The organism is Streptomyces sp. NPDC127117, from assembly GCF_042677325.1.
Classification (GTDB): domain Bacteria; phylum Actinomycetota; class Actinomycetes; order Streptomycetales; family Streptomycetaceae; genus Streptomyces.
On sequence record NZ_JBHXTM010000020.1, the window covers coordinates 69,416 to 96,266 of the forward strand.

Annotated in this window: 20 protein-coding genes and 1 pseudogene; 16 read left to right on the plus strand and 5 right to left on the minus strand. The window is 70.1% G+C overall.

Annotated elements, in window-relative coordinates; genetic code table 11:
• Positions 1–44 precede the first annotated feature (44 nt).
• Positions 45–839 carry a transcriptional repressor LexA gene (gene lexA, locus ACFVH0_RS19340; RefSeq protein ID WP_072488421.1) on the minus strand — a complete coding sequence of 265 codons (795 nt, stop codon included), beginning with the start codon at positions 837–839 and terminating at the stop codon, positions 45–47.
• 519 nt (positions 840–1,358) lie between these two features.
• Here lexA and nrdR point away from each other — a divergent pair.
• The 5 genes from nrdR (at position 1,359) to ACFVH0_RS19365 (ending at position 8,559) form a co-directional block, all read left to right on the plus strand.
• Positions 1,359–1,871 (plus strand): transcriptional regulator NrdR, encoded by a 513-nt coding sequence (gene nrdR, locus ACFVH0_RS19345; RefSeq protein ID WP_385821662.1) that lies wholly within the window; start codon positions 1,359–1,361, stop codon positions 1,869–1,871.
• Positions 1,872–2,031: 160 nt separating this feature from the next.
• Positions 2,032–4,926: a vitamin B12-dependent ribonucleotide reductase gene (locus ACFVH0_RS19350; RefSeq protein ID WP_385821665.1), complete on the plus strand. Its 2,895-nt coding sequence runs from the start codon at positions 2,032–2,034 to the stop codon at positions 4,924–4,926.
• Between the two features lie 179 nt (positions 4,927–5,105).
• Positions 5,106–5,549 carry a helix-turn-helix transcriptional regulator gene (locus tag ACFVH0_RS19355; protein WP_385821667.1) on the plus strand — a complete coding sequence of 148 codons (444 nt, stop codon included), beginning with the start codon at positions 5,106–5,108 and terminating at the stop codon, positions 5,547–5,549.
• Between the two features lie 10 nt (positions 5,550–5,559).
• On the plus strand, positions 5,560–5,970 hold the full coding sequence (locus ACFVH0_RS19360; RefSeq protein WP_385821669.1) for a VOC family protein: 411 nt from the start codon (positions 5,560–5,562) through the stop codon (positions 5,968–5,970).
• Positions 5,971–6,162: 192 nt separating this feature from the next.
• Positions 6,163–8,559, plus strand: coding sequence for an ATP-binding cassette domain-containing protein (locus ACFVH0_RS19365; protein ID WP_385821671.1), 2,397 nt, complete (start codon positions 6,163–6,165; stop codon positions 8,557–8,559).
• Positions 8,560–8,811: 252 nt separating this feature from the next.
• Here ACFVH0_RS19365 and ACFVH0_RS19370 read toward each other — a convergent pair whose 3' ends face one another.
• Entirely contained in the window at positions 8,812–9,348 is a 537-nt protein-coding gene (locus ACFVH0_RS19370) for a TerD family protein (protein WP_385821673.1), read from the minus strand.
• Between the two features lie 172 nt (positions 9,349–9,520).
• The gene (locus tag ACFVH0_RS19375; protein ID WP_385821675.1) at positions 9,521–10,477 is read right to left on the minus strand and encodes a DUF1152 domain-containing protein; all 957 of its coding nucleotides are present in this window, start codon (positions 10,475–10,477) and stop codon (positions 9,521–9,523) included.
• 99 nt (positions 10,478–10,576) lie between these two features.
• Here ACFVH0_RS19375 and ACFVH0_RS19380 point away from each other — a divergent pair, with 99 nt between their 5' ends.
• Positions 10,577–11,182: a YdbC family protein gene (locus tag ACFVH0_RS19380; protein WP_385821677.1), complete on the plus strand. Its 606-nt coding sequence runs from the start codon at positions 10,577–10,579 to the stop codon at positions 11,180–11,182.
• Positions 11,183–11,434: 252 nt separating this feature from the next.
• On the opposite strand, the gene ACFVH0_RS19385 is transcribed toward ACFVH0_RS19380, so the two are convergent.
• On the minus strand, positions 11,435–12,094 hold the full coding sequence (locus ACFVH0_RS19385; protein ID WP_385821679.1) for a TetR/AcrR family transcriptional regulator C-terminal ligand-binding domain-containing protein: 660 nt from the start codon (positions 12,092–12,094) through the stop codon (positions 11,435–11,437).
• A gap of 103 nt (positions 12,095–12,197) precedes the next feature.
• Between ACFVH0_RS19385 and ACFVH0_RS19390 the strand changes: the two genes are divergently transcribed.
• The 6 genes and pseudogenes from ACFVH0_RS19390 to ACFVH0_RS19415 all read left to right on the plus strand — a co-directional run bounded on the left by ACFVH0_RS19390 (position 12,198) and on the right by ACFVH0_RS19415 (position 18,984).
• Complete coding sequence (locus ACFVH0_RS19390) at positions 12,198–13,808, plus strand: ABC-F family ATP-binding cassette domain-containing protein (RefSeq protein WP_385821681.1); 1,611 nt, start codon at positions 12,198–12,200, stop codon at positions 13,806–13,808.
• A 25-nt stretch (positions 13,809–13,833) separates the two neighbouring features.
• Positions 13,834–14,494 (plus strand): annotated as a pseudogene (locus ACFVH0_RS19395) (histidine phosphatase family protein).
• 12 nt (positions 14,495–14,506) lie between these two features.
• Positions 14,507–15,424 (plus strand): ADP-ribosylglycohydrolase family protein, encoded by a 918-nt coding sequence (locus tag ACFVH0_RS19400; RefSeq protein ID WP_385821683.1) that lies wholly within the window; start codon positions 14,507–14,509, stop codon positions 15,422–15,424.
• Positions 15,425–15,644: 220 nt separating this feature from the next.
• The gene (locus ACFVH0_RS19405) at positions 15,645–17,372 is read left to right on the plus strand and encodes a DUF4153 domain-containing protein (RefSeq protein ID WP_385821685.1); all 1,728 of its coding nucleotides are present in this window, start codon (positions 15,645–15,647) and stop codon (positions 17,370–17,372) included.
• A 226-nt stretch (positions 17,373–17,598) separates the two neighbouring features.
• A complete protein-coding gene (locus tag ACFVH0_RS19410; protein ID WP_385821687.1) occupies positions 17,599–18,309 on the plus strand; it encodes a ribonuclease HII in 711 nt (236 codons plus the stop codon).
• A 60-nt stretch (positions 18,310–18,369) separates the two neighbouring features.
• A complete protein-coding gene (locus tag ACFVH0_RS19415; protein WP_385821689.1) occupies positions 18,370–18,984 on the plus strand; it encodes a hypothetical protein in 615 nt (204 codons plus the stop codon).
• A 64-nt stretch (positions 18,985–19,048) separates the two neighbouring features.
• Here ACFVH0_RS19415 and ACFVH0_RS19420 read toward each other — a convergent pair whose 3' ends face one another.
• On the minus strand, positions 19,049–19,678 hold the full coding sequence (locus ACFVH0_RS19420) for a hypothetical protein (protein WP_385821691.1): 630 nt from the start codon (positions 19,676–19,678) through the stop codon (positions 19,049–19,051).
• 401 nt (positions 19,679–20,079) lie between these two features.
• Between ACFVH0_RS19420 and ACFVH0_RS19425 the strand changes: the two genes are divergently transcribed.
• The 4 genes from ACFVH0_RS19425 (at position 20,080) to ACFVH0_RS19440 (ending at position 26,727) form a co-directional block, all read left to right on the plus strand.
• Positions 20,080–22,239, plus strand: coding sequence for a RecQ family ATP-dependent DNA helicase (locus tag ACFVH0_RS19425; RefSeq protein ID WP_385821693.1), 2,160 nt, complete (start codon positions 20,080–20,082; stop codon positions 22,237–22,239).
• Between the two features lie 207 nt (positions 22,240–22,446).
• The gene (locus ACFVH0_RS19430) at positions 22,447–23,745 is read left to right on the plus strand and encodes a DUF4192 domain-containing protein (protein ID WP_385821694.1); all 1,299 of its coding nucleotides are present in this window, start codon (positions 22,447–22,449) and stop codon (positions 23,743–23,745) included.
• Between the two features lie 200 nt (positions 23,746–23,945).
• The gene (locus ACFVH0_RS19435) at positions 23,946–24,710 is read left to right on the plus strand and encodes an NUDIX domain-containing protein (protein ID WP_385821696.1); all 765 of its coding nucleotides are present in this window, start codon (positions 23,946–23,948) and stop codon (positions 24,708–24,710) included.
• A gap of 112 nt (positions 24,711–24,822) precedes the next feature.
• On the plus strand, positions 24,823–26,727 hold the full coding sequence (locus ACFVH0_RS19440; RefSeq protein ID WP_385821698.1) for an ATP-binding cassette domain-containing protein: 1,905 nt from the start codon (positions 24,823–24,825) through the stop codon (positions 26,725–26,727).
• The last annotated feature ends 124 nt before the right edge of the window (positions 26,728–26,851 follow it).

Below are 26,851 nucleotides of genomic sequence, written 5' to 3' on the forward strand. Positions count from 1 at the left end.
GATCGGCGCAGTGGATCCCGGGGCCCGGTCAGAAGCGGCGAGCTTCACACCCGCCGCAGTACCGCCACCACCTTGCCGAGGATCGTCGCCTCGTCGCCCGGGATCGGCTGGTACGCGGAGTTGTGCGGGAGGAGCCAGACATGGCCGTCCTCCCGCTTGAAGCGCTTGACCGTGGCCTCGCCGTCCAGCATGGCCGCCACGATGTCGCCGTTCTCCGCGACGGGCTGGCGGCGCACGGTGACCCAGTCCCCGTCACAGATCGCCGCCTCGATCATCGAGTCACCGACGACCTTGAGCACGAACAGCTCGCCGTCACCGACGAGCTGGCGGGGGAGCGGGAAGACGTCCTCGACCGACTCCTCGGCGAGGATCGGGCCACCGGCGGCGATCCGGCCGACCAGCGGGACGTACGAAGCGGCGGGCTTGCCGGTCGTGTCGGTGGGCTGCGAACTGGGCTGGTCCGAACCGCGGACCTCGTACGCCCGCGGGCGGTGCGGGTCGCGGCGCAGGAACCCCTTGCGCTCCAGGGCCATCAGCTGATGGGCGACGGAGGACGTGCTGGACAGGCCGACCGCCTGACCGATCTCCCGCATCGAGGGCGGATAGCCACGCCGCTGCACGGAATCCCGGATCACCTCGATCACTCGCCGCTGCCGGTCCGTGAGCCCCGAGCTGTCCGCCCGGATTCCAGGAGGTCGACCGGGCAATGAGCGCGCTGGGCGCGCGGGCTCTGGCCCCTCCATGTTCGTGACTGAGTCATTCATGGCATGCACCGGCTCGAATCGGCTCTGGGAGCGGTCCTGGGCAGTGATGGTGGCACTGTCTGCGGTGGTGGTCACGTCGGCCCCTCTCGAATGGTCTCCCTAGCTGGACAACGGTAGTAGCTTTCGAAAGGTTGCGCCAAACACACGTTCGAGTGAAAAACGAATAAAAGTCTGCCGTGTGTTCTCTGCCGGGTGTATGTGCGATGACCGAGAGCGTTTGGGCGCGCCGGGACCGGCCCGCAATTCGGGCTTTTACGGTAGCGGCCGTCGATGCGCCGCTGCCATGCGGGGTGGCCGTCGGGCCGTTGTTCGAGTCCGACAGTCGGGGCCCCGTAATCCTGGCGGCCGGACCGTTCCCGTAACCTCGTACGCGGCCGTACGCTGCCTGCCGGTCGCTCGTCATGCGCGACACGCGGTAGGGCCGGATGCGCACCCAAACCCAAGATCTAGTGGTTGGATTGCTCCTGCCACCCAGAAGTTGTGGTCCCCGGTCCGTCGGGGTGTGGCCATCGCATATGCTTGTGACAGCTTCGAGGGGCCCCGGCGGGCCCTGAAGAGGCTATTCAGTCGTGCTGTGAAGGAGGGTTGGGAGCCATGCACTGCCCCTTCTGCAGGCACCCCGACAGCCGGGTCGTCGACAGTCGCACCACCGACGACGGCACGTCGATCCGACGCCGCCGCCAGTGCCCCGACTGCTCCCGCCGTTTCACGACGGTGGAGACCTGCTCGCTGATGGTGGTGAAGCGCAGCGGCGTGACGGAACCCTTCAGCCGCACCAAGGTCATCTCCGGCGTGCGCAAGGCGTGTCAGGGGCGGCCGGTCACCGAGGACGCCCTCGCCAAGCTCGGCCAGCGGGTCGAGGAGGCGGTGCGCGCCACCGGCAGTGCCGAGCTGACCACTCATGACGTGGGCCTGGCGATCCTCGGCCCCCTGCAGGAACTCGACCTCGTCGCGTACCTGCGCTTCGCGTCCGTGTACCGGGCGTTCGACACACTCGAAGACTTCGAGGCGGCCATCGCGGAACTCCGTGAGCGGCAGCCTCGCGTGGAAGAACGCGGGAGGGGCGAGATCCTTGAGGTCCCCGTTCCCGCCGTCGCCGCCGACTGATCGGCACCGGCCGACCGACACGGTTCCGTGGATCGGCGGCAGGGCGGCTTCATAGACCTGCTCCGGGCGCTCTGCGTGGCGTCCGAGGCATCAGAGACAGACTGTGCCCCGGGAAGTTCTGGGCACTTCAGGGTGTTTTTGCCCACATATGGGAGGCGGCATGACAGAGACGGCGAGCGGCCCGGCACGTGGTTCCCGAGCCAAGGGAGCCAAGTCGAGCAAGGGTCTGCGCATCGAGCGCATCCACACCACCCCCGGCGTACATCCGTACGACGAGGTGGAGTGGGAGCGCCGTGACGTCGTCATGACCAACTGGCGCGACGGCTCGATCAACTTCGAGCAGCGTGGCGTCGAGTTCCCCGGCTTCTGGTCGGTGAACGCGGTCAACATCGTCACCAGCAAGTACTTCCGCGGGGCCGTCGGCACCCCGCAGCGCGAGACCGGTCTGCGACAGCTGATCGACCGGATCGTGAAGACGTACCGCAAGGCCGGTGAGGACCACGGCTACTTCGCCTCTCCCGCGGACGCCGAGATCTTCGAGCACGAGCTGGCGTACGCCCTCCTGCACCAGATCTTCAGCTTCAACTCGCCGGTCTGGTTCAACGTCGGCACGCCCCAGCCGCAGCAGGTCTCCGCCTGCTTCATCCTGGCCGTCGACGACTCCATGGAGTCGATCCTCGACTGGTACAAGGAAGAGGGCATGATCTTCAAGGGCGGCTCCGGCGCCGGCCTGAACCTCTCCCGCATCCGCTCCTCCAAGGAGCTGCTCTCCTCCGGCGGCAACGCCTCCGGTCCGGTCTCCTTCATGCGTGGTGCCGACGCCTCCGCCGGAACGATCAAGTCCGGTGGCGCCACCCGCCGCGCGGCCAAGATGGTCATCCTCGACGTCGACCACCCCGACATCGAGAACTTCATCGAGACCAAGGTGAAGGAGGAGGAGAAGATCCGCGCCCTGCGCGACGCGGGCTTCGACATGGACCTGGGCGGCGACGACATCACGTCGGTCCAGTACCAGAACGCCAACAACTCGGTCCGCGTGAACGACGAGTTCATGAAGGCCGTCGAGTCCGGCGGCAAGTTCGGGCTGCGCGCCCGGATGACCGGTGACGTCATCGAAGAGGTCGAGGCCAAGTCCCTCTTCCGCAAGATGGCCGAGGCGGCCTGGGCCTGCGCCGACCCGGGCATCCAGTACGACGACACCATCAACGCCTGGCACACCTGCCCGGAGTCCGGCCGGATCAACGGCTCGAACCCGTGCTCCGAGTACATGCACCTGGACAACACCTCGTGCAACCTCGCCTCGCTGAACCTGATGAAGTTCCTCAAGGACGACGGCAAGGGCAACCAGTCCTTCGAGTCCGAGCGCTTCGCCAAGGTCGTCGAGCTGGTCATCACCGCGATGGACATCTCCATCTGCTTCGCGGACTTCCCGACCCAGAAGATCGGCGAGAACACCCGCGCCTTCCGCCAGCTCGGCATCGGCTACGCCAACCTCGGCGCCCTGCTGATGGCGACCGGCCACGCCTACGACAGCGACGGCGGCCGCGCCCTCGCCGGTGCCATCACCTCGCTGATGACCGGCACCTCGTACAAGCGCTCCGCCGAGCTCGCCGCGGTCGTCGGCGCGTACGACGGCTACGCCCGCAACGCCGAGCCGCACCAGCGCGTCATGAAGCAGCACGCCGACGCCAACGCAGCGGCCGTCCACATGGACGACCTGGACAACCCGATCTGGGCCGCCGCGACGGAGGCCTGGCAGGACGTGATCCGGCTCGGCGCGAAGAACGGTTTCCGCAACGCGCAGGCCTCGGTCATCGCGCCCACCGGCACCATCGGTCTCGCGATGTCCTGCGACACCACCGGCCTTGAGCCCGACCTCGCCCTGGTCAAGTTCAAGAAGCTGGTCGGCGGCGGCTCGATGCAGATCGTCAACGGCACCGTCCCGCAGGCCCTGCGCCGCCTGGGCTACCAGGAGGAGCAGATCGAGGCGATCGTCGCCCACATCGCCGAGCACGGCAATGTGATCGACGCCCCCGGTCTGAAGACCGAGCACTACGAGGTCTTCGACTGCGCCATGGGCGAGCGTTCCATCTCCGCGATGGGCCACGTGCGCATGATGGCCGCGATCCAGCCGTGGATCTCCGGCGCGCTCTCCAAGACGGTGAACCTGCCGGAGACGGCCACCGTCGAGGACGTCGAAGAGGTCTACTTCGAGGCGTGGAAGATGGGCGTCAAGGCGCTCGCCATCTACCGCGACAACTGCAAGGTCGGCCAGCCCCTCTCCGCGAAGACCAAGGAGAAGGAGAAGGCGGAGGTCACCGCCAAGGCCGAGGAGACCATCCGTACCGCGGTCGAGAAGGTCGTCGAGTACCGCCCGGTCCGCAAGCGTCTGCCCAAGGGCCGTCCCGGCATCACCACCTCCTTCACGGTGGGCGGCGCCGAGGGCTACATGACCGCCAACTCCTACCCGGACGACGGTCTCGGCGAGGTCTTCCTGAAGATGTCCAAGCAGGGCTCCACCCTCGCGGGCATGATGGACGCCTTCTCCATCGCCGTCTCGGTCGGCCTGCAGTACGGCGTCCCGCTGGAGACGTACGTCTCGAAGTTCACCAACATGCGCTTCGAGCCGGCCGGCATGACGGACGACCCGGACGTGCGGATGGCACAGTCGATCGTCGACTACATCTTCCGCCGCCTCGCGCTGGACTTCCTGCCCTTCGAGACCCGCTCGGCGCTCGGCATCCACTCGGCCGAGGAGCGTCAGCGCCACCTCGACACGGGTTCGTACGAGCCCTCCCTGGAGGACGAGGAACTGGACGTCGAGACCCTGGCCCAGTCCGCCCCGGTGCGGACGGAGCCGCTGAAGGCGGTGGCCGCGGTGCAGGAGGCGGAGAAGCCCGCGCCGAAGACCGCGCACACCTCGGCGGAGCTCGTCGAGATGCAGTTGGGCATCAGCGCGGACGCGCCGCTCTGCTTCTCCTGCGGTACGAAGATGCAGCGCGCCGGTTCCTGCTACATCTGCGAGGGCTGCGGCTCGACCAGCGGTTGCAGCTGACCGCCCGCGCGATCACGCCGGACGCACCGTTCCACCTGATGTGTCCGGGTGGCTGAGCCACGGCCCGAGGAGGGCGTCGACTTCCGGTCGGCGCCCTTCCGGCGTGCTGCGCGAGGGACCGCGCAGGGTGCCGTCCGGTCCGTGTGCGGCGGCTCCCGCGGTGTGGCACGATCTCGCAGATGACCAGCAGACCCGATGAGGCGCAGCGCCTGCGCGACCTTGCGCGGTTGCGTCGTGTCCGTGACCGGATGGACCGGGAGTTCGACCAGCCGCTGGACGTCGAGGCGCTCGCCCGTGGCGTGCACATGTCGGCGGGACACCTGAGCCGAGCGTTCCGGCAGGCGTACGGCGAGCCTCCGTACGGCTACCTGATGACGCGCCGCATCGAGCGGGCGATGGCGCTGCTGCGGCGCGGTGATCTCAGCGTCACCGAGGTCTGTTTCACGGTCGGCTGCTCGTCGCTGGGCACCTTCAGCACGCGCTTCACCGAGCTGGTCGGCATGGCTCCCAGCGCCTACCGCCGCGAGGCCGAGCGGGCCACCGCGGGCCTGCCGTCGTGCGTCGCGAAGCAGGTGACCAGACCGATCAGGAATCGAGAAGCGCGGCCACCGGGCCACGATTAGCGTGACGTTCATGGACCTCACGATTCACACGAGCTTCCTTCCGCACGACGACCCGGACGCCTCGCTGGCCTTCTACCGCGACATCCTGGGCTTCGAGATCCGCAACGACGTCGGATTCGGCGGGATGCGCTGGATCACGGTCGGCCCCACCGGCCGGCCCGACACGTCGATCGTCCTGCACCCACCGGCCGCCGACCCCGGTGTCACCGAGGACGAGCGGCGTACCATCACCGAGATGATGGCCAAGGGCACCTACGCCATCATCACCCTGGCCACCCCCGACCTCGACTCCACCTTCGACCGGCTGCAGGCCGGCGGCGCCGAGGTCGTCCAAGAGCCGACCGAGCAGCCGTACGGGATCCGCGACTGCGCCTTCCGTGATCCCGCGGGCAACCTCATCCGCATCAACGAGGTGCGCTGAACCCTCCGGCGATCGCAGCCGGAACCGCACACGAGCCGCTGCGCGACGGGGCGTCGGCCGGTCCGACGCCCCCTTCTCATGCCGCACCAGGCCGGTGGGATCCGGTTGCATCCGGTGACGAAACCACTGACGACTACCGGGCGACGCAGACGGAGACCGCGACCGCGGCTCCGCCCGACAGATGGAGACACGATGAGCATGGCCAAGAGGACGGACCCGCAGTCGCCTGCGCCGCACGCCGCCGACAGCCACGACCTGATCCGCGTGCACGGCGCGCGCGTGAACAACCTCAAGGACGTCAGCATCGAGATCCCGAAGCGCCGGCTGACGGTGTTCACCGGGGTCTCCGGTTCGGGCAAGAGCTCACTGGTGTTCGGCACCATCGCCGCGGAGTCGCAGCGGCTGATCAACGAGACGTACAGCGCCTTCGTGCAGGGCTTCATGCCGACCCTGGCCCGGCCCGAGGTCGATGTGCTCGACGGCCTGACCACCGTGATCACCGTCGACCAGCAGCGCCTCGGCGCCGACCCCCGCTCCACGGTCGGCACCGCCACCGACGCCAACGCGATGCTGCGCATCCTCTTCAGCCGACTGGGCAAGCCGCACATCGGCTCGCCCCAGGCGTTCTCCTTCAACGTCGCCTCGGTCCAGGCGAGCGGTGCGTTCAAGGTCGACCGCGGTGCCGACCGGACCAAGACCGTCAAGCGGACCTTCACCCGTACCGGCGGCATGTGCACCCGCTGCGAAGGCCGGGGCACGGTCTCGGACATCGACCTCACCCAGCTCTACGACGACTCCAAGTCGCTCTCCGAAGGCGCGTTCACCATCCCCGGCTGGAAGTCGGACAGCTTCTGGACCGTGCGGGTCTACGCCGAGTCCGGGCTTCTCGACCCGGACAAGCCGATCCGCAGGTTCACCAAGAAGGAGATGCAGGACTTCCTCTACCGGGAGCCGACCAAGGTGAAGGTCGAGGGCGTCAACCTCACCTACGAGGGGCTGATCCCCAAGATCCAGAAGTCGTTCCTCTCCAAGGACAAGGAGGCGTTGCAGCCGCACATCCGGGAGTTCGTGGAGCGGGCGGTCACCTTCACCACCTGCCCCGATTGCGACGGCAGCCGGCTCAGCGCCGAAGCCCGCTCTTCGAAGATCGCGAAGCTGAGCATCGCCGACGCCTGCGCGATGCAGATCAGCGACCTGGCCGAGTGGGTGCGCGGCCTCGACGACCCCTCCGTGGCACCGCTGCTCGCCGCGCTGCAGCGCACCCTCGACTCGTTCGTGGAGATCGGTCTCGGCTACCTCTCGCTCGACCGGCCGTCGGGCACGCTGTCGGGCGGCGAGGCGCAGCGCGTCAAGATGATCCGCCACCTCGGCTCCTCGCTGACCGATGTCACCTATGTCTTCGACGAGCCCACCATCGGCCTGCATCCCCATGACATCCAGCGGATGAACGACCTGCTGCTGCGGCTGCGGGACAAGGGCAACACGGTGCTGGTCGTGGAACACAAGCCGCAGACGATCGCGATCGCCGACCACGTCGTCGACCTCGGCCCCGGCGCGGGCACGGCGGGCGGCACCGTCTGCTTCGAGGGCACCGTGGAGGGGCTGCGCGCCGGCGACACCATCACCGGCCGCCACCTCGACGACCGGGCGGCCGTCAAGGAGACGGTGCGCAAGCCCACCGGGGCGCTGGAGGTCCGGGGCGCGAGCGCACACAACCTCCAGGGCGTCGACGTCGACATCCCGCTCGGGGTGCTGACCGTCATCACCGGGGTCGCGGGCTCCGGCAAGAGCTCACTGGTGCACGGGTCGATCCCCGCGGGCGCGGAGGTGGTCTCGGTCGACCAGGGCGCCATCCGTGGTTCGCGGCGGAGCAACCCGGCGACGTACACCGGGCTGCTCGACCCGATCCGAAAGGCGTTCGCGAAGGCCAACGGTGTGAAGCCTGCGCTGTTCAGCCCCAACTCCGAGGGCGCCTGCCCGACCTGCAACGGCGCCGGTGTCATCTACACCGATCTGGCGATGATGGCGGGTGTCGCCACCACCTGCGAGGAGTGCGAGGGGAAGCGGTTCCAGGCGTCGGTGCTCGACTACCGCTTCGGGGGCCGCGATATCAGCGAGGTGCTCGCGATGTCGGTGACCGAGGCCGAGGAGTTCTTCGGCGCCGGCGAGGCGCGCACACCGGCCGCGCACCGGATCCTGGAGCGGCTCGCCGATGTCGGCCTCGGCTACCTCAGCCTCGGCCAGCCGCTGACCACACTGTCCGGCGGTGAGCGCCAGCGGCTGAAGCTGGCGACCCACATGGCCGACAAGGGCGGTGTGTACGTCCTGGACGAGCCGACCACCGGCCTCCACCTCGCCGACGTCGAGCAACTGCTCGGTCTGCTCGACCGGCTCGTCGACTCCGGGAAGTCGGTCATCGTCGTCGAGCACCATCAGGCGGTCATGGCGCACGCCGACTGGATCATCGACCTGGGCCCCGGCGCCGGTCACGACGGCGGCCGGATCGTCTTCGAGGGCACTCCCGCCGACCTCGTGGCCACCCGCTCCACCCTCACCGGCGAGCACCTCGCGGCGTACGTCGGTTCCTGACCAGGGGCCTCGCGGCGGGGGCCTTGCGGCGGGGGCCTCGCGGCCCGCGCCGGTTCCTGCCGGGGCCTCGCGCGGACGTGTGGCACGACCGCGCGAGGCCCGAAGTGGTCGTGCTCCCGCAGCATTCGGACGGGACCGCGCGCTGTGACGTGTCACATGCTGCGAGGGCCGCGCCCTGCGACATGTCACGCACTGCGAGGGCCACGCACCGAGACACGCCATGCACTGCGACGTGTCACGTACTGCGAGGTGTCACATGCCGGGTGTTCGGCTTCCCATCGTCGCGGCGAACGAATCGGGGTCGCCGTCGAAGCCCTGGACGGTGCCGTGGAACTCCCAGGCCCCGGAGGTGCCCCGGACGAACTCGGCCACGGTCGCCGCGGTGGCTCCGCCGACCGCGGCGAAGTCGTCCTCGGACAGGTTCGTGTAGCCCTCCCGGACCTGGACCGCGGTGCTCTCTATCCCGGCGAAGGTCTTGTGGCCGTCGCGCTGCTGGATGGCGACCCCGACGACGACCCGTGTGTACGCGGTCGACAGCCGGTTCAGTTCCAGCGTCATCACCTCGTCGAAGCCGAAGCCCTGACCGGTCCTGCTGTCGCGGTTGAGCGTGATGGTGCCGTCCGGTGAACGGCTGTCGAAGTGCACAAGGTACGCAGGGCTGCCGTACGGCGCTTCGGCGAGGTAGGTCGCCGCGATTATGTCGAGGTCATGGGGCGGAGCACCATGAGGACTGGGATCCCATTTGAGTCTGACTTCGACCTTCTCGATGTCCTTGTTGGGCGTGCTCATCGGACTTGCCTCCCTGGCTTTCCGCTGGGCCGTCGGGCCGTTCGCATCACCCGATCATGTCCGTAACCGGGCGTGGATCCAACCGGCTTGGATTTCGGCGATGGATTCGGGCCATCGGGGCGCCGGGCTGATGGTCTGTCGGTCTGCCGGGCCGTTGTGCCGTCGGGCCGGTTCAGTGCGGGATGCGGCGCGGTGGCCGCTGCCGGACCTCGTCCCGGAAGTTCTCGATGGCGCTGCTGACCTGACGGATCAGATGGGTGTCCTCGATCCGGTCGAGATAGCGGCAGTTGCGGGCCACTCCGTCCAGCTCGAACGCGAAGCAGAGGGTCATCAGAGGGTTGATGAAGAGCTCGCTGCCCCGGGTGCGCGACGTGAAGTGGGCGTCTCCGAAAGCCCCTTGGACGGCGGCGGCTATCGAGCCGTTCACGATGCTGGGGTGGTCGGCCGTGTGGTGCTGGGCGTGTGCCACGGCATCGACGAAGAGCGCGCCTTCACGTGTCGTACGGGACACGGAGAAGGCGCCGAGGAAGGAACCGTCGCGTTCGAGTGCGGCGATGTTCTCCAGTACCAGACCGTGGCTCACCCCGTGATAGGCGTCGACGCCGAAGCCGATGGACACGACGAGGCGTTCCGGTATGTCGAGCGCGGCGAGCGCGGCGACGCTGGTCAGATCCTCCTCCGGGGTGCCGAGTCCGGATTCGTCCCCGCGCATCAGGATGTCCGTGCCGCCGTCGACCAGGACGACCGCGTCGATGTCGTACTTCTCGATCAACGCCCGGTAGGCCGCGCGCAGCGGCTGTACGCCGACCCGGGAGAAGGCGTGGACCGTGTTCGGGTAGCCATGCAGGCCGAGCCACTGGGCGAGCGTCCGCTCCGGGAAGTACGCCTGGTGGAGGGCTGTTTCGGGGGTGATGACGGCGACGTCCGGAGCGAGCCAGGATTCGAGCGGCAGCCCTTCGAGGGCGCTGAACGACAGATTGGCCAGCTGTACGTGCTTGCCCTGGTGGAACAGGGAGAGCGCGATGGGGAGTCCGGCGTAGATGTCGAAGCCGCCGCCGGCCCCCGTGACGAGGACGCGTTCCGCGGATTCGAGCCGGGCGAACAGGGGATTGGTGTGCAGCGAGACCATGGGGATCATTCTGCGATCAACGGCGTTCGCTCCGGGCGCACTTCACCGGGCTCCGCCGGAGCGGAGCCCGCGCCGTGCCCGGCACCGTACGATGGCGCGGTGCTGGTCAAGTGGATTCGTTGCACCGTGGTGGACCGTCGAGGCTTTGAACGGGGGCAGCGGAAGTGGGCGGAGCTGCCGGGTGAGCCCGGGTTCAAGGGGCAGGGCGGCGGGTGGAGCCGCGAGCATCCGGACGTGGCGCACATCTTCGCCTTCTGGGAGAACCGGGTCTTCTACGACTCGTTCATGGCCCGTTCCCACGACGGCCTGGCTGCCGCGCAGTCCGGTACGTACAGCGGAATCCAGGTCAAGCTGTTCGAGTACCGCTTCGACGTGAAGACGGGCTTCGAACCGCGCTTCACCGATGCGGATGTCGTCCGGGTGGCGCACAGCAAGGTGCGCGAGGACCGGGTGGAACACTTCGCGCTGATGCAGGAGCGGGTGTGGAATCCGGCGATGGCCGGATCGCCCGGCATGCTGCGCGGGGTGTTCGGGGAATCGCCTGGCCATGAGTTCCTGGTGTTGTCCATGTGGCAGTCGAGCGCCGAGCGTGGCAAGTACCGGGCGGGGAGCATCGAGCGGTTGTCGCAACGCACGCAGATCGAGGACGACGTGGCGGAACTGGCCGGGGACATCGTGCAGTTGGAGCCGTCGTGGACGGTGTGACCGGTCCGGCCGGACGGGCGGGCGCAGCCGGAAGGCTGAGCCGGGAGCCCTGAGCCGGAAGCCCCGCGCCGGGAGCCCGGAGCCCTGAGCCGGAAGCCCCGCGCCGGGAGCCGGGAGCCCTGAGCCGGAAGCCCCGCGCCGGGAGCCGGGAGCCCTGAGCCGGAAGCCCCGCGCCGGGAGCCGGGAGCCGGGAGCCGGGAGCCCTGAGCCGGGAGCCGGAAGCCCCGCGCCGGGCGTGCTCGGGGCGGTCGATCAGGCGGGCTCCGCCGGGGTGTTGAAGACTCCGGCGCGCGCGGCGGCCAGTGCCGCGTCGGCGGCTCGGTCGGCCACCGTCTCCTCCATGGGCTCGCGGGTGATGAACAGTCTGAAGAACAGGGGCGAGACCACGGCCCTGATGAGCGCTCCGGCGTCCGCACGTCGGTCCAGCTCGTGCCGGGAGACGGCGCGCGCGACCATGACCTCGCAGCGGGCGAACCGCTCTGCGTAGAAGGCGTTCAGCGCCTGGGCGGCGCGTTCGGAATGGAAGGCCGCGGCTATGAACGCGGTCGGTGCGGCCGCCGCGGCGGGATCCTCGAAGGACGCGGCCGTCGTATGCGCCAGAGCCCGCAGATCTCCTTGCAGGCTTCCGGTGTCGGGCGGTGTCCAGCTGTCCTCCCCGGCCAGGTCCAGGGCGTCCGCGAGGAGCCCTTCGAGGTTGCCCCAGCGGCGGTAGAGGGTGGTCTTGTGGACGCCGGAGTGCTCCGCGACGTAGTCGATGGTGAGGCCCGGGTAACCGTGCTCCATCAGGCCGGTGAGGACGGCGTCACGGACCGCCGCCCGGGTGCGCGCGGTCCTGCCGCCCGGACGGCGCGTGCCGGGGGCGAGCGCGGGCGCCGGCGGGTCGGCCTCCGGTGCGACTCTCTGTCCAGTCAATTGCTACTCCTGTTGCATTAGTGAGCTTCAGTGTGCCACACTCGCCTTAATGCGACAACGGGTGCGTTAAGTCGCTTTCGATTGACCTGATTCGGAGACGCCCTTGCCCACACAGATCTCCCTGCGCGGCGTGACCATGTCCCGCGGTGACCGGTTGCTGCTCGACGATGTCTCGCTGACCGTGCGTCCGGGCGAGCGGATCGGCATCGTGGGGGAGAACGGCGCGGGGAAGACAACCCTGCTCCGACTCCTCGCGGGACTCGAACAGCCCGACTCCGGCAGCGCGTTCACGGCTGCCGACCGCGGCACCGGCCTGCTGTCCCAGACCCCACGGCTGCCGCCCGAAAGCACGGTCCAGGACACGATCGACGACGCGCTGGCGGACCTGCGCGCGATGGAAAGGAAGTTGCGGGAGGCCGAGGCGGACCTCGGCGCGGCCGACGAAGCCGCGCTCGCCGCCTACGGAGACCTGCTCACCGAGTTCGAGCTGCGCGGCGGCTACGAAGCGGACGCCCACGTCGACAAGGCGATGCACGTTCTCGGCCTCGCCCGTACAGGACCGGCCAGGAAGCTCGGCAGCCTCTCCGGCGGCGAGCAGGCGAGACTGGGCCTCGCCTGCCTGATCGCGGCGTCCCCCGAGGTGATGCTGCTCGACGAACCCACCAACCACCTGGACGGAGCCGCGCTCGACTGGCTGGAGAGCGCCCTCCGGTCCCACCCCGGCACCGTGATCGCCGTGTCCCACGACCGGATCTTCCTGGAACATGTCGCCACCGCGGTGCTGGAGGTCGACACCGACCGGCGCACGGTCGTGCGCTACGGGGGTGGCTACGCGGGATTCCGGGCCGAGCAGAGCGCCGCACGGCAGCGCTGGGAGCAGTCCTACGCCCAGTGGTGCGAGGAGACCGCGCAGCTGGAGGAGTACACGGCGACCACCGCTCATGGCGTCGCCGCCGGCCGCGCCATCAAGGACAACAACAAAATGGCGTACGACCGGGCTGCGGGCCGGGTCCAGGCCTCCGTCTCCGGCCGGGTCCGCAACGCTCGCAAGCGACTGGAGCGGCTGCGGGCGGAGCCCGTCCCCAGGCCGCCGGACCCGCTGCGTTTCGCCGCCCTGCCCAGGGCCGGCACTGCCGGGGGAGAGCTGGTGTCCCTGAATGGCATACGGGTCGGTGACCGCCTCTCGATCGACCGGCTCTCCGTCGCCGCAGCCGACAGACTGCTGATCCACGGCGGCAACGGGGCGGGGAAGTCCACCCTGCTCCGGGTCATGGCGGGCGTGCTCGAACCGGACGAGGGGCGCGTCGTCCGGCGCGGCGGGATCGGCTACCTCGCCCAGGAGGTGCCGGTGCACCGCCCGGCGGAGAACGTGCTCACGGCATTCGGCCGAGGACTGCCGCTCGCCGAGGACGAGCAGGAGGAACTGCTGGTCTCGTACGGGCTGTTCCGCTCCCGGGACCTCCGGGTGCCGGTCGGATCCCTTTCGGCGGGACAGCGCAGACGGCTCGCCCTCGCCCGGCTCCTCGCCCGGCCCGCGGATCTGCTGCTGCTCGACGAACCGGCGAATCACCTGGCACTCGGACTCGTCCAGGAACTGGAGGAAGCGCTGGCCCACTGGCAGGGCGCCCTGGTCGTGGTCTCGCACGACCGGCTGCTGCGCAGCCGCTTCACCGGCGACATCCGTCGGCTGGAGGCAGGACGACTGCTCGAATGAGCCGCAGCCGATCTAGGGTCTGTACATGGCACGACCGCAACGCATTGTCCTCGTCCGGCACGGCGAATCCGAGGGCAACGCCGACGACACGGTGTACGAGCGTGAGCCGGACCATGCGCTGAGGCTCACCGCGACAGGGCTGAGGCAGGCCAGGGAGACGGGCGTGCGGCTGCGAGAGCTGTTCGACGGCGAGCGGGTCAGCGTGTACGTCTCGCCCTACCGCCGCACCCACGAGACATTCAGGTCCCTCGGCCTGGACACTGGAGAAGGTACGGGTGCGCGAGGAACCGCGGCTGCGCGAGCAGGACTGGGGAAACTGGCAGGACCGCGACGACGTGCGCCTGCAGAAGGCGTACCGGGACGCGTACGGACACTTCTTCTACCGCTTCGCACAGGGGGAGTCCGGAGCCGACGTGTACGACAGGGTCGGGGCGTTTCTGGAGAGCTTGTACCGGAGTTTCGAGGATCCCGACCACCCGCAGAACGTCCTGCTGGTCACGCACGGACTGACCATGCGTTTGTTCTGCATGCGCTGGTTCCACTGGTCGGTCGCCGAGTTCGAGTCACTGTCCAATCCGGGCAACGGGGAGACCCGCACGCTCATACTCGGAGCGAACGGCCGCTACACCCTGGACCGGCCGTTCGAGCGCTGGCGTACCCCTGAGCCGTACGGCATCACCGGATAGAGTGGAAGGGCGATGACAACCGCTGACTCTGCTTCCGGCCAACGGGCCCTGCGCGCCCTGGCCAGCCTGCGCGGGCTCTCCGTGGGAGACGCACTGGGCTCCCAGTTCTTTGTGCCTGTCAACTATCCGCTGCTGAAGCGGCGTGAACTTCCACCCGGCTCCTGGCAGTGGACGGACGACACCGAGATGGCGTGTTCGGTGCTGGCCGTGCTGGTGGAGCACGAGCGGATCGATCAGGACGCGCTCGCCCACTCCTTCGCCGGCCACCACGATTTCGACCGTGGCTACGGCCCCGCAGTGAACCGGCTGCTCAGACTGGTCCGGGAGGGCGGCGACTGGCGGGAGCTGGCGTCCGCGCTGTTCCAGGGCCAGGGGTCCTGGGGCAACGGCTCGGCGATGCGCATCGCGCCGCTCGGCGCCTGGTACGCGGACGATCCGGAGCAGGCGACCCACCAGGCCGAGATCTCCTCGTACACCACGCACCAGCACCGCGAGGCGGTCGTGGGTGCGATGGCCGTCGCGGCGGCGGCCTCACTGGCGGCGGCGACGACCGGGCCGCCCACCCCGGCGGAACTGCTCGACGGCGTCATCGCACTCGTACCCCGCAGCGCCGTCGGTGCCGGGCTGCGCCGGGCCCGCGACATGCTCGACTACGGAGACGCCGGGACGGTCGCGGCGGTCCTCGGCAACGGCCGGCGTACCAGCGCGCACGACACCGTTCCGTTCGCCCTCTGGTCGGCGGCGCGGAGCCTCGGCGACTTCGAGCAGGCATTCTGGGTGACCGCCCAGGCGGGCGGAGACGTCGACACGACGTGTGCGATCGTCGGCGGGGTCGTCGCGGCGGGCAAGGCCGGCGCGCCACCCGCCGAGTGGACGGCGCGGACGGAGGAGCTGCCGGACTGGCTCCCGCAGCGAGACGGCGGCAGCTGAGCCGTCGACGAGCGGAGCACGGGACCATACCGCCGCACTGTCACGGTACTGCCACAGCTTCTCCCCGCACGGCTCGGAACAGCCGGCGGAAGCTACCCTTTCGGCCACGCCGCCGTTGATGATCATCCAGACGGGCGTGCGCCGAAAATGAGACGCCGGGGTGCCTTGAGCCGCCGCCCTGCGGGTGGTGTGCGCGGGACCTCGGTGGGGGAGGGGTCCCATGTCCGATCACACGTCAGAAACGCCCCGGCCGGCAGACGAGCCCGAGCCGTCCGAGCCCTTTAACAAGCCCAAAACGTCCGAGCGGAACGCATTGCCGAAGGCCGCGCCGCCGGAACCCCGCGGCACCGCTGTCGAACCACCGGGAGTGCCCGGCTACGCGCAGCAGGGCGGGCAGTATCCGCCCGACCCCTGGCGGCAGGGCAGTTCCCAACAGGTCTCCGCACTGTCGACACTGCGCCCGGCGGCGCCCGCCGCCATCCGAGGCGCGACGCTCTGCTGCGTCATCGTCACGGCGATACTGAGCGCCCTGCTGCTGGGCGACGGCCTCGGCCTGAACGCGCTGATCGTCGCGGTCCCCGCAACGCTCGGGGCGTACTTCGCCGCACGGCCGGCCGGCCGCCGCCTCCGCCCGTGGACAGCGCTGTGGGCACTCGGCGGACTCGGACTCCTCGCAGTCCCGGCCCTCCGGGACGCCGGCTGGCCCGTCTTCCTGGCCGTCGTGTCGGCCATCGCGCTGGGCTCACTGGCCCTGCACGGCAACCGCAGCTGGCTCGGGGTGTTCCTGGGGTCGCTGGGCCTGCTCAGCGCCATCGCGGACGGTCTGGCCTGGGGCGGGCGGGGCGTGCGCGACCGGATGGCGGGCTCCCGCGGCCGACTGGGAGTCGTTCTCCGCAGCGTGGCGGTGGCGATCGTCCTGCTCATCGTGTTCGGAGCGCTGTTCGCGAGCGCCGACGCCGCCTTCGCCGACGTGCTCGGCGACCTGATGCCCGATGTATCGCTCACCGGCAGCCCGTGGCGGTTCCTCCTCTTCCTGGTCGGCCTGATCGGCGCGCTCGCCGCCGCGTACGCCGCAGCCGCCCCGATCCGCTGGGACGGCCTCACCGTCCGTCAGGGGAAGGCCCGCGGGCGGCTGGAGTGGGCTCTGCCGCTCATCGTGCTGAACCTCCTGTTCGCCGTCTTCATCGCCGTCCAGCTCACCGTGCTGCTCGGCGGGTACGACAAGGTGATGGCCGAGACCGATCTCAGCTACTCCGCATACGCCCGGCAGGGTTTCTGGCAGCTTCTCTGGGCCACGATCCTCACGCTGCTGGTGATCGCGCTCGCCCTGCGCTGGGCGCCCCGCGGACGGGACGGCGACCGCACTCTCGTCCGGAGCGTGCTCGGCGTGCTGTGCCTGCTCACCCTGATCGTCGTGGCCTCCGCGCTGAGGCGGATGGACCTCTACGTCGACGCGTACGGTCTGACACGGCTGCGGATATCCGTGGTCTCCGTGGAGCTCTGGCTGGGCGTGGTGCTCGTCCTGATCATGGCCGCCGGGGTGTTCGGCGCCCACCTGCTGCCGCGTGCCGTGGCCGCGAGCGCGGCCGTCGGCGTCCTCGCGTTCGGACTGATCTCGCCCGACGGGCTGATCGCGGAGCAGAACGTCCAGCGGTACCGCAACGATCACTCGATCGACATCGACTACCTCAAGGACCTCTCGGCCGACGCCGTACCGGCCCTGGACACACTGCCCGAACCACTGCGCTCCTGCGCCCTCATGGACATCGAGCGGTCACTGCGCTCCGACGGCACTCCCTGGTACGCCACCAGCTGGGGCGAGGCGCGGGCCCGCGACATCCTGAAGCGAGATCCGGCAGATCCGACGCTGTCCTGCACCGGATCGAGCCCGGGCATCGGAGGCAGCGACCGCGACGGTGACGAGAGCGATCCGTACGACCCGTACTGACCGGCCCGGGCCACATACGCACGGGCAACGCCGACCCCGAACACGCGCGTCGCACCACCACGCCCACCGGCCCCGGAGGCACCCCCTGCGGGGCGCCCCGCCATACGGAACGTCGGCCTCCACAGCCGCAGCGCGCCCCCTGCCGGGCCTTGTCGCGACTGCGTGGTGGCCGACGGGCGCCCCGGGGTGTTGCCGGCCGCGCCATCGGCGTACGCTGACAGGCGCCATGCCGTACGAACCACCCACGCACACCGTCGAGCGCTCACTGCGCGCCACCACCGGTGCCAAGACCGTCGCCGGTGTCGATGAGGTCGGACGCGGAGCGTGGGCGGGACCGGTCACAGTGTGCGCGGCCGTCACCGGCCTCCGCAGACCTCCCGCCGGACTCACCGACTCCAAGCTGATCAGCCCCAAACGCCGCGCGGAGCTCGCGCCGTTGCTGGAGCGCTGGGTCACCGCGTTCGGTCTCGGCGACGCCTCCCCGCAGGAGATCGACGAGCTCGGGATGACGGCCGCGCTGCGTCTCGCCGCCGTGCGCGCCCTCGAAGCCCTGCCGGTACGGCCGGACGCGGTGATACTCGATGGCAAGCACGACTACCTGGGACATCCCTGGCAGGTCCGCACAGTGATCAAGGGCGACCAGTCCTGTATCGCGGTCGCGGCCGCCTCGGTGATCGCGAAGGTCCACCGGGACACGATGATGGCCGAACTGGGCGCGGATTCCGGCGAGTACGCCGAATTCGCCTTCGAGGCCAACGCCGGATACCCCTCGCCCGTACACAGGGCCGCGCTGGAGGAGTGGGGACCGACACCCCACCACCGTCTGTCGTGGTCCTATCTCGACGCGCTGCCCAGGTGGCAGCACCTCAAGAAGGTCCGCATCTCCGCCGAGGCGGCTGCACTGGAAAGCGGGGGCCAGCTCGGCTTCGACTTCTGATCGCGCACATGTACCCACCCGCCGACGCCCCGAGCGCCGGCGTTTGATAGACAACCACCCATGCCTCTCATCCCCGAGGAGCCTCAGATTCACGAGAGCGCCCAGGGTCCCCGCGTCACTCCGGCCGCCGGCCGCACCGCGTCGACCCCCCGTCCCGTACCCGGCCCGCGTTCAGCGGCCACGCCGCGTCCCGGTCGTCCCGGGCCCGGCCCCGCGAGGCCCGCGCCCCCGGCGCAGCGCCCGCACCCCACTCCCGGCCACCCCCGGACGGACCGGCCGGAGAATCGTTCCGCACCGCAGATACAGCTGATCCCCGCCTCGGCGGCCGGCGCACTCGATGCCGCCGACGAAGCGGTGGACCTGCTGCTCGACTCCGGCCGCGCACCGGGCGACATCCTGGTGCTCACCACCGGCGAGCAGCACCCGTGGGCCGCCCACGAACTCTCCTTCGGCGAGGCCGCCTACTGGGCGCAGCACGAGGCCGGCGACGATGTCTTCTTCGCCGGTGCCGAAACGACGAACCGGGTGCGGACCCGTCCGGTGGTGATCGTCGCGGTCAACGGTGGTGACACCGTCGCCGACACGCTGACCGGGGCGCGGGAGCGCGCCGGAGCACTGCTGATCGTGTGCGGGGATCCGCAGCGGATCAACGCCGTGCTCGGTGCCGCGGTCTGATCCGTACGGCACACACGACCGTGGCCGTGGGCCCGGCTGTCCGACAGGGCGGCCGGGTCGTGGGTCAGCGGGCCGCGGTGCGCCGAAGCGTCTGCGAGGCGCCGCCGCCGGTGCGCAGCGGAGCCGGATCCTGGTCCAGTGACGCGTCGGCCAGAGCGGCCGGCCGTGACAAGGAGTTGGGACTGCGCCCACCACGGCCCTCGCCCAGCACCTGCCAACCACCGCGGGTCAGCGTGATGTACGCGCCGCACCGCAGCCCGTGCAGCGTGCAGGCGTCCCGCAGGCCCCACATCCACGCTCCGTCCTCCTCCGTCCAACGCTCCTCGCCCTCACGGCAGTAGAGAAGCACCGCCGTACGGACGGGGGTGCGGCGGCGGAGATCGTGCGGGATGACCCGGCGCAGATGCGCCAGCAGCGCGTTGCGGAACTCCCAGCCGTCCGCGGCGATGGAGCGACGGGCGAACGAAGCGCTGGCCGCGAGACGTTCCTCATGGTCGAGCACGGCGATCACCGCGGTCGCCGGGGTCGGCCGGTGCCGGGCGTGCAGGCCGCTGACGACCTCGCGGGGGCTGCGCAGCAGCGGTATCCCTGCTTCGGCCCACTCGGCGGGTTCGAGCATCCTGGCGAGACGGTTGGCCGAGTCGGCGGACGCCGACATCGAAGTGGCTGCGGACGGGGGGAATCCGAAGGTCACGATCCTCCCTTCGCATACGCGCCCACGGTGCGGGCAGGGACGAGTGAGGGCGCACCGCGGCACAGCCCTTCCGGGCCGCGAAAGGGACTGTGCGGGGAGCGAGTCCAATTCTTCCTGTCGTATCGGCAGGCGGCAACGAGCAATTGGCACAGGTGACGGGAATCAGCCGAAATGACACTGATATCCCTGCCCACACCGTGCCCGGACGACGCCTCCCATCACATCTGAACGGCGAGGACCAGCGGAAACACCCCTCATCGCCCTACGGCCACCCGCCGGAGCGCGGATGATCCCCGAGCGCTCCCCGTGCCCGGGAACACTTGGCCGACCGGTCCTCTGTGAGCTGTGTGTCACGTGGGGTGAAGTCGCCGATTGTCCGAGCCATCGGGTTGCATGGGGGCATGGACAACCTGGAGCTCCGCGCCGAAGCCGATGCCATCCTTGCCGAGCTCGTCGGTGACCCCGGAGGTTCGGCGCGGCTGCGGGAGGACCAGTGGCAGGCGGTGGCCGCTCTGGTGGAGGAGCGCCGACGCGCGCTGGTGGTGCAGCGCACGGGCTGGGGCAAGTCCGCGGTGTACTTCGTCGCCACCGCTCTGCTGCGCCGGCGTGGCGCCGGGCCCACAGTGATCGTCTCGCCGCTGCTGGCCCTGATGCGCAACCAGGTCGACTCGGCGGCGCGGGCCGGAATCCGGGCGCGCACCATCAACTCGGCCAATCCGGAGGAGTGGGACACCATCTACGAGGAGGTCGAGCGCGGCGACACCGACGTTCTCCTCGTGAGTCCGGAGCGCCTCAACTCGGTGGATTTCCGCGATCAGGTGCTGCCCAAGCTCGCGGCCACCACGGGTCTGCTGGTGGTGGACGAGGCGCACTGCATCTCCGACTGGGGCCATGACTTCCGCCCCGACTACCGCAGGCTGCGGGCGATGCTCGCCGAGCTCGCCCCCGGCGTGCCGGTGCTGGCCACCACAGCGACCGCGAACGCGCGGGTCACCGCTGACGTGGCCGATCAGCTGGGTACCGGAGCCGGCGAGGCCCTCGTGCTGCGCGGCCCGCTGGAGCGGGAGAGCCTTCGGCTGGGTGTGGTCCGGCTGCCGGACGCCGCGCACCGTCTGGCCTGGCTCGCCGAGCACCTGGACGAACTGCAGGGCTCGGGCATCATCTACACCCTCACGGTCGCGGCGGCCGAGGAGGCCACCGCCTTCCTGCGCCAGCGCGGCTTCCGCGTGGCCTCGTACACGGGGAAGACGGAGAACGCCGACCGGCTGCAGGCCGAGGTCGATCTGCAGGAGAACCGGGTCAAGGCGCTGGTCGCCACCTCGGCCCTGGGCATGGGCTTCGACAAGCCGGACCTGGGGTTCGTGGTGCATCTCGGCTCGCCGTCCTCGCCGATCGCCTACTACCAGCAGGTGGGGCGTGCCGGGCGTGGCGTCGCCCACGCCGATGTGCTGCTGCTTCCGGGCAAGGAGGACGAGGCGATCTGGCGCTACTTCGCCGATACCGCCTTCCCGCCCGAGGCCCAGGTCCGACAGACGCTCTCGGCCCTCGCCGGAGCGGGACGGCCACTGTCCGTGCCGGCCCTGGAAGCCGTGGTGGACCTTCGGCGCACCCGCTTGGAGTCGATGCTGAAGGTGCTGGACGTCGACGGCGCGGTCAAGCGTGTGAAGGGCGGCTGGACGGCCACGGGAGCCGAGTGGTTGTACGACGCCGAACGCTACGCGTGGGTGGCGCGGCAGCGGGCCGCCGAGCAGCAGGCCATGCGCGACTACGCGAGCACGAACCAGTGCCGGATGGAGTTCCTGCGCCAACAGCTGGACGACGAGGGGGCGGCACCGTGCGGCCGCTGTGACAACTGCGCGGGGCCCTGGGCCGATTCGGCCGTCTCGGCGGACAGCCTGATGGGCGCGACCAAGGAACTGGACCGGCCGGGCGTGGAGGTCGAGCCGCGCCGGATGTGGCCGACGGGGATGCCCGCACTGGGCATCGAGCTCAAGGGCCGTATCCCGGCCAAGGAACAGTGCTCCACCGGGCGTGCCCTGGGCCGGCTCTCGGACATCGGCTGGGGCAACCGGCTGCGCCCGCTACTGGCCGAGAACGCGCCCGACGGACCGGTCCCCGACGACGTCCTGCAGGCTGCGGTGGCGGTCCTCGCCGACTGGGCGCGCTCCTCGGGCGGCTGGGCGCCGAACGTCCCGGACGCCACTGCCCGGCCGGTGGGGGTCGTCGCCGTACCGTCCCTGACCCGCCCGCAACTGGTCGGCTCACTCGGCCAGGGCATCGCGACGATCGGCCGCCTGCCCTTCCTCGGTCCCCTGACGTACACCGGGCCGGGCGGCGCGCACACGGCACGCCGCAGCAACTCCGCCCAGCGCCTCCGGGCGCTCTCCGGCGCCTTCGCCGTCCCCGAGGAGCTGGCCGACGCCCTGGCACGCACCCCCGGTCCCGTCCTGCTCGTGGACGACTACACCGAATCCGGCTGGACCCTCGCGGTCGCTGCCCGGCTGCGGCGCCGGGGGGGCAGCGACCAAGTGCTTCCGCTGGTCCTCGCCGCGGCGGGCTGAGGTCCTCCCGAGGCCCGCCGACGAATCGGGCGCATGACGAATCGGGTACATACGAAGTCGGCGAGGCCCTGAGACCTGCGCGCGTTGCTCGGGTCATTCCCCCATGCAACCCGATGGGTCCGACAGACCGCCAACACCCCGTGCCCCCTGTGGACAAGTTATCCACAGGGGGTCGCGGAATCCGGCTGCTCGCGGGACGGTCATGCCATGAACCAGCACCACGAATCCACCGGTCCGGCCGACGAGCAGCAGATCACCCTGCGAGGGCCCGCCGAACTCGCCGATGCTCTTCCCTACCTCATGGGGTTTCACCCGAACGACAGCGTGATCATGGTCGCCCTGCACGGCGGCAGGGGCCGCTTCGGCGGCCGGCTCAGGCTCGGCATCCCACAATCGCCCCAGGAATGGGCGCCCGTCGCCGAGCAGCTCGCCGAGTGCCTGATCAAGGGGAGTGAGCGGCGTGGTGAACGCCCTGACGCGATCGTCATTTTCCTCTGCCAGGATCCCGCCGAGGGCGAGTCCGGCAGTCAGATCATGGAGCGGCTGCGGCCATTCGCCCAGCGCCTGCGTACGGCCTGCGGCGGGCTGGACGTACCGGTGCTCGAAGCGCTCTGTATCTCCGACGGCCGGTACTGGTCCTACTGCTGTCCGGACGGGCGCTGCTGCCCGACGGAGGGGAACCAACTGGCCATGCCCGGCACTTCGGTGATGGCGGCCGCCGCCGCGTACGCGGGCATTCAAGTACGGGGAACGCTGCGCGAGATGGAGGCGAGGCTCGCTCCTCTGACCACCTCGGCGGCTGCGGGCCAGCAACGCGCGCTCGACTCGGCGGGTGCCGAACTGGTGCCCAAACTCCTTGATGAAGCGGGACGCGAGGACGTGGCCCGAGAGACCCTGGGCCTGGCCCGGCAGCTCATGAAACGCCTCAGTGAGGCGCCGGCGGCGACGCCCTCGGCCTCGGACATCAGCGATGACGGCCTGATCAGTCATGACGAGGCAGCAGCAGTGATTCTCGGCCTGCAGGACCGGGAAACCCGCGACAGGGCGGCGGAATGGATGGAGGGCCCGGAGGCCGATTCGGCGCTGCGCCTCTGGCGCGCACTGTCCCGTCGCTGCGTGGCGCCGTACGAGGAGCATGCCGCGGCGCCACTGACACTCGCCGGATGGGTCTCGTGGTCGACGGGCGACGAGCCGGGCGCACGGGTCGCGCTGGGCCTCGCCCTACGGATGGATCCCACGTACACCTTTGCCCAATTGCTTCATGAGGCGTGCAACCAGGGCCTCGACCCGGAGACCCTGCGCCGATGCCTGCGCGGGGAGCGCAGTGTACGAACGGGGCGGCGCGGGCACCGGCCGGACCGGAGTGCGCGGCCGCGCACAGCCCGTCCGGCCACCACGCGCCGGAGGAAGACTCCGTCCGGCTCCGCCCGTCCCGAATCGGCGGCCACGAGGCGCCGCTCCGGGCAGGCCACACCCAGTCGGCGTGTATCCCGTGACGACGGATGACCCGCGTGTTCCGCCGTTCCGCGAGGCCTCGCAGCACTTCCGCGTACTGAGCTCCCCGACCGGGGCCTACGCACTGCCGGGTGACACCCGCGTCCTGGCGCCGTGCCAGGACGCGGTGTGGGCGTCCGCTGCCGGAAAAGCCGATGGATGAGGACCGCGAAGGGAGTGTTTATCGTCAGGAAGACGACTATGATCACCGCATGCCGCCCTACGACCCGTCGACCTTCCCGCCCTTCGCTGTCACCGTCGACCTGGTCGTGCTCACGGTGCGCCGCCACGCGCTCTGCGCGCTGGTGGTACGCCGTGGTGAGTCACCGTTCCAGGGACGATGGGCACTGCCCGGCGGGTTCGTCAAAGCCGATGAGGATCTCGGAGCCGCAGCAGCGCGCGAGCTGGTCGAGGAGACCGGCCTGTGCGCCCAGGATCCGGCAGCCCCGGCGGTCGGTAACGGCGCCCACCTCGAACAGCTCGCCACCTACGGTGACCCCGGTCGTGACCCGCGGATGCGAGTCGTCAGCGTCGCCCATCTCGCCCTGGCACCCGATCTCCCGGCCCCACGGGCCGGCGGCGATGCGAACAGTGCGCGATGGGCGTCCGTCGAAGATCTGCTCGGGACGGACGGGAGCTTCGGCCATGAGGGTGAGAACCAGGCCCCGCTGGCCTTCGACCACGCGCAGATCCTTGCCGACGGAGTCGAACGGGCCCGCTCCAAGATCGAATACTCCTCCCTGGCCACCGCTTTCTGCCCTCCGGAGTTCACGGTCGGCGAGCTCCGGAGGGTGTACGAGGCGGTGTGGGGAGTGGTTCTCGACCCGCGGAACTTCCATCGCAAGGTCACCGGAACCCCCGGCTTCCTGGTGCCCACCGGCGGTACGACCACCCGCCAGGGCGGTCGCCCGGCCCAGCTGTTCCGGGCCGGGGCGGCCACCGTGCTCAATCCCCCGATGCTGAGGCCGGAAGTCTGACCTCGCGGAACACCCGCCGGGCTGAGGCTGCACAAAAAGTCGGATATGTCGGGTTATCTTTCTGTGGTACCCGCACTGCCGTCGAGCGGTCTTACCTTCCGCGAGAGAAGCGATGCTCCAGGCCATCGGACTCACCAGCACCCCCCGCCGCGGCCTTCGGGCCGCCGTGGACGATCTCACCTTCGAAGCCCGGCCCGGACACGTCACCGCTCTTCTGGGCGCCTCCGGCTCGGGCAAGACCGCTGCCCTCCGCCTCATGCTGGAACTCGACTCGGGGCGGGGGATCACCTACTTCCGGGGCAGACCGATGCACCGGATCCCGCACCCCGCGCGTGAGGTGGGCGTGCTGCTCGGAGACGTACCTGGGCATCCTGTCCGGACCGCCCGTGGCCAGCTCCGGATGCTCTGCGCCGCCGCGGGCGTACCCGCGGCGCGGGCCGATGAGCTGCTTGAGATCGTGGGCCTCGCAGGGCTGGGTGACCAGCGCATCGGCACACTCTCGCTCGGCATGGACCGACGCCTCGCCCTCGCTTCGGCTCTGCTCGGTGATCCGCACACGCTCGTCCTCGACGATCCGACGGAGGGCCTCGCTCCGTGCGAGGGTTCTTGGCTGCACGGGCTCTTGCGGGCCCATGCGGCCCGGGGCGGGACCGTTCTGTACTCCACGGCGGACCCCAAGGAGGCCGCCCGGGCCGCCGACCGCGTGGTCACCATCGACGGCGGTCGCCTGGTCGCCGACCAGGATGGCGGCGACTTCTCCCGTACCCGCCTCCGCCCCAGGGTCGCGGTCCGGACCCCGCACGCGGCCCGCCTCGCGGCATTGGTCAGCCGCGAGGCCCGAGCGGCACGGCGCTCGGTCGAGGTGGTCACCGAAGCAGGCGGTCGTCTAGCCGTGTACGGCTCCACGTGCGCGGAGATCGGTGACGTGGCGTTCCGGCACGGGCTTCCGGTGCACCGGCTGGCCGACGAGGTCGGCGACACCGGCCCCACGCCGCCCGGAAGCTCATCCGGGTACTCAGCGGATTCAGTGGAATCCGGAAGCCACGAGCATCCCGCAGAGCCCGCAGACCCTGGATGTCTCACGGACCCCGACCCCGACCCCGCAGAACTCGTCGGACGAGACAGCGGCGGCGCGGGAGCAGGTGATCCGCGACCGGCTGCGCGGGCGTCGGCGCCGGAGTCGGCGCTTCCTATCCGGCGCCGCCCGGCCCGGGGGCCGCTTCAGCCGCTGCGGTACGAGTTGCGCCGCCTGTTCGGCGTCAGGACAACCACCTTGATCATGGCCGCTGTTCTGGTCGTCTCCGTCGGGCTCTCCGTGCTCCTCGCCCGCAACGCCCATGCGCCTCTGCCGAAGGTGCTGGCGGCCTGGCCGTCGCTGCTGCCGCTGCCGCCCGCGGCGGTCGGGGCAGGACTGCTCGGTGCCCTCTCGTTCGGTGACGAATTCCGCTACCCGGCGCTCGCCGTGAGCCGCGGTACCGTCCCCCGCCGTCTGGGGCTGCTTCTGGCCAAACTGGTGGTGTCCGCAGGTGTCGCCGTGGCCCTCGCCCTGGCTGTCGTACTGGTCTCGGCCGAAACCCTTCGCCTTGTGTACGGCCATGACTGGATCCATGTGCCGGCGAATTCCGTGTCGCTGGGCGCGAGTTGGGTGGCGCTGACCGTGGGCTGCGCCTGGGCGGGCCTCTTGGCCGCCGGAGTCTTCAGGGTGACGACGGCCGGTGTCGCCGCGGTACTTGCCGTTCCCGTCCTGGTTGTACCGCTGGTCCAGCTGGTGCTGACAGGGCCGGGAGTCCGTCCGGTCGCCGGGCTTCCGGCCAGGCTCCGTGGACTGATGTGGCCGGGTTGGCCGCACGAGACGGACCGCTGGATCGCCCTGGCCGTGGGCGTCGTGGCGCATCCGGTGGGGACCGCCCTGGCGCTCTCGCTGTCGGTTCTGGTCTGCGCCTATCTGTTCACCGGCCTTCACGGCAGGGCCCGTTGGCGGTCGCAGAGGGCCGCCGGATCGAGTCAAGCCTCGTAACCCTTCTGAAAATGCCCGGTTTATACCAGTAAAGCGTCAATTGGGGGGCTGGCGCCGATCACCCTTTCGTGTGCTTTTCACCAAAGACCTCAAGAGCCGAGCGAGCTGCGCCGACAAAGGATGC

What these genes read in the sequence shown, in the direction of transcription:
- ACFVH0_RS19410 (WP_385821687.1), top strand. Translation starts at nt 17,599, where the DNA reads ATGCCGTACGAACCACCCACGCACACCGTCGAGCGCTCACTGCGCGCC.
- ACFVH0_RS19400 (WP_385821683.1), top strand. Translation starts at nt 14,507, where the DNA reads ATGACAACCGCTGACTCTGCTTCCGGCCAACGGGCCCTGCGCGCCCTG.
- ACFVH0_RS19435 (WP_385821696.1), top strand. Translation starts at nt 23,946, where the DNA reads ATGCCGCCCTACGACCCGTCGACCTTCCCGCCCTTCGCTGTCACCGTC.
- ACFVH0_RS19405 (WP_385821685.1), top strand. Translation starts at nt 15,645, where the DNA reads ATGTCCGATCACACGTCAGAAACGCCCCGGCCGGCAGACGAGCCCGAG.
- ACFVH0_RS19425 (WP_385821693.1), top strand. Translation starts at nt 20,080, where the DNA reads ATGGACAACCTGGAGCTCCGCGCCGAAGCCGATGCCATCCTTGCCGAG.
- ACFVH0_RS19350 (WP_385821665.1), top strand. Translation starts at nt 2,032, where the DNA reads ATGACAGAGACGGCGAGCGGCCCGGCACGTGGTTCCCGAGCCAAGGGA.
- ACFVH0_RS19355 (WP_385821667.1), top strand. Translation starts at nt 5,106, where the DNA reads ATGACCAGCAGACCCGATGAGGCGCAGCGCCTGCGCGACCTTGCGCGG.
- ACFVH0_RS19415 (WP_385821689.1), top strand. Translation starts at nt 18,370, where the DNA reads ATGCCTCTCATCCCCGAGGAGCCTCAGATTCACGAGAGCGCCCAGGGT.
- ACFVH0_RS19440 (WP_385821698.1), top strand. Translation starts at nt 24,823, where the DNA reads ATGCTCCAGGCCATCGGACTCACCAGCACCCCCCGCCGCGGCCTTCGG.
- ACFVH0_RS19360 (WP_385821669.1), top strand. Translation starts at nt 5,560, where the DNA reads ATGGACCTCACGATTCACACGAGCTTCCTTCCGCACGACGACCCGGAC.
- nrdR (WP_385821662.1), top strand. Translation starts at nt 1,359, where the DNA reads ATGCACTGCCCCTTCTGCAGGCACCCCGACAGCCGGGTCGTCGACAGT.
- ACFVH0_RS19375 (WP_385821675.1), bottom strand. Translation starts at nt 10,477, where the DNA reads ATGGTCTCGCTGCACACCAATCCCCTGTTCGCCCGGCTCGAATCCGCG.
- ACFVH0_RS19370 (WP_385821673.1), bottom strand. Translation starts at nt 9,348, where the DNA reads ATGAGCACGCCCAACAAGGACATCGAGAAGGTCGAAGTCAGACTCAAA.
- ACFVH0_RS19365 (WP_385821671.1), top strand. Translation starts at nt 6,163, where the DNA reads ATGAGCATGGCCAAGAGGACGGACCCGCAGTCGCCTGCGCCGCACGCC.
- ACFVH0_RS19430 (WP_385821694.1), top strand. Translation starts at nt 22,447, where the DNA reads ATGAACCAGCACCACGAATCCACCGGTCCGGCCGACGAGCAGCAGATC.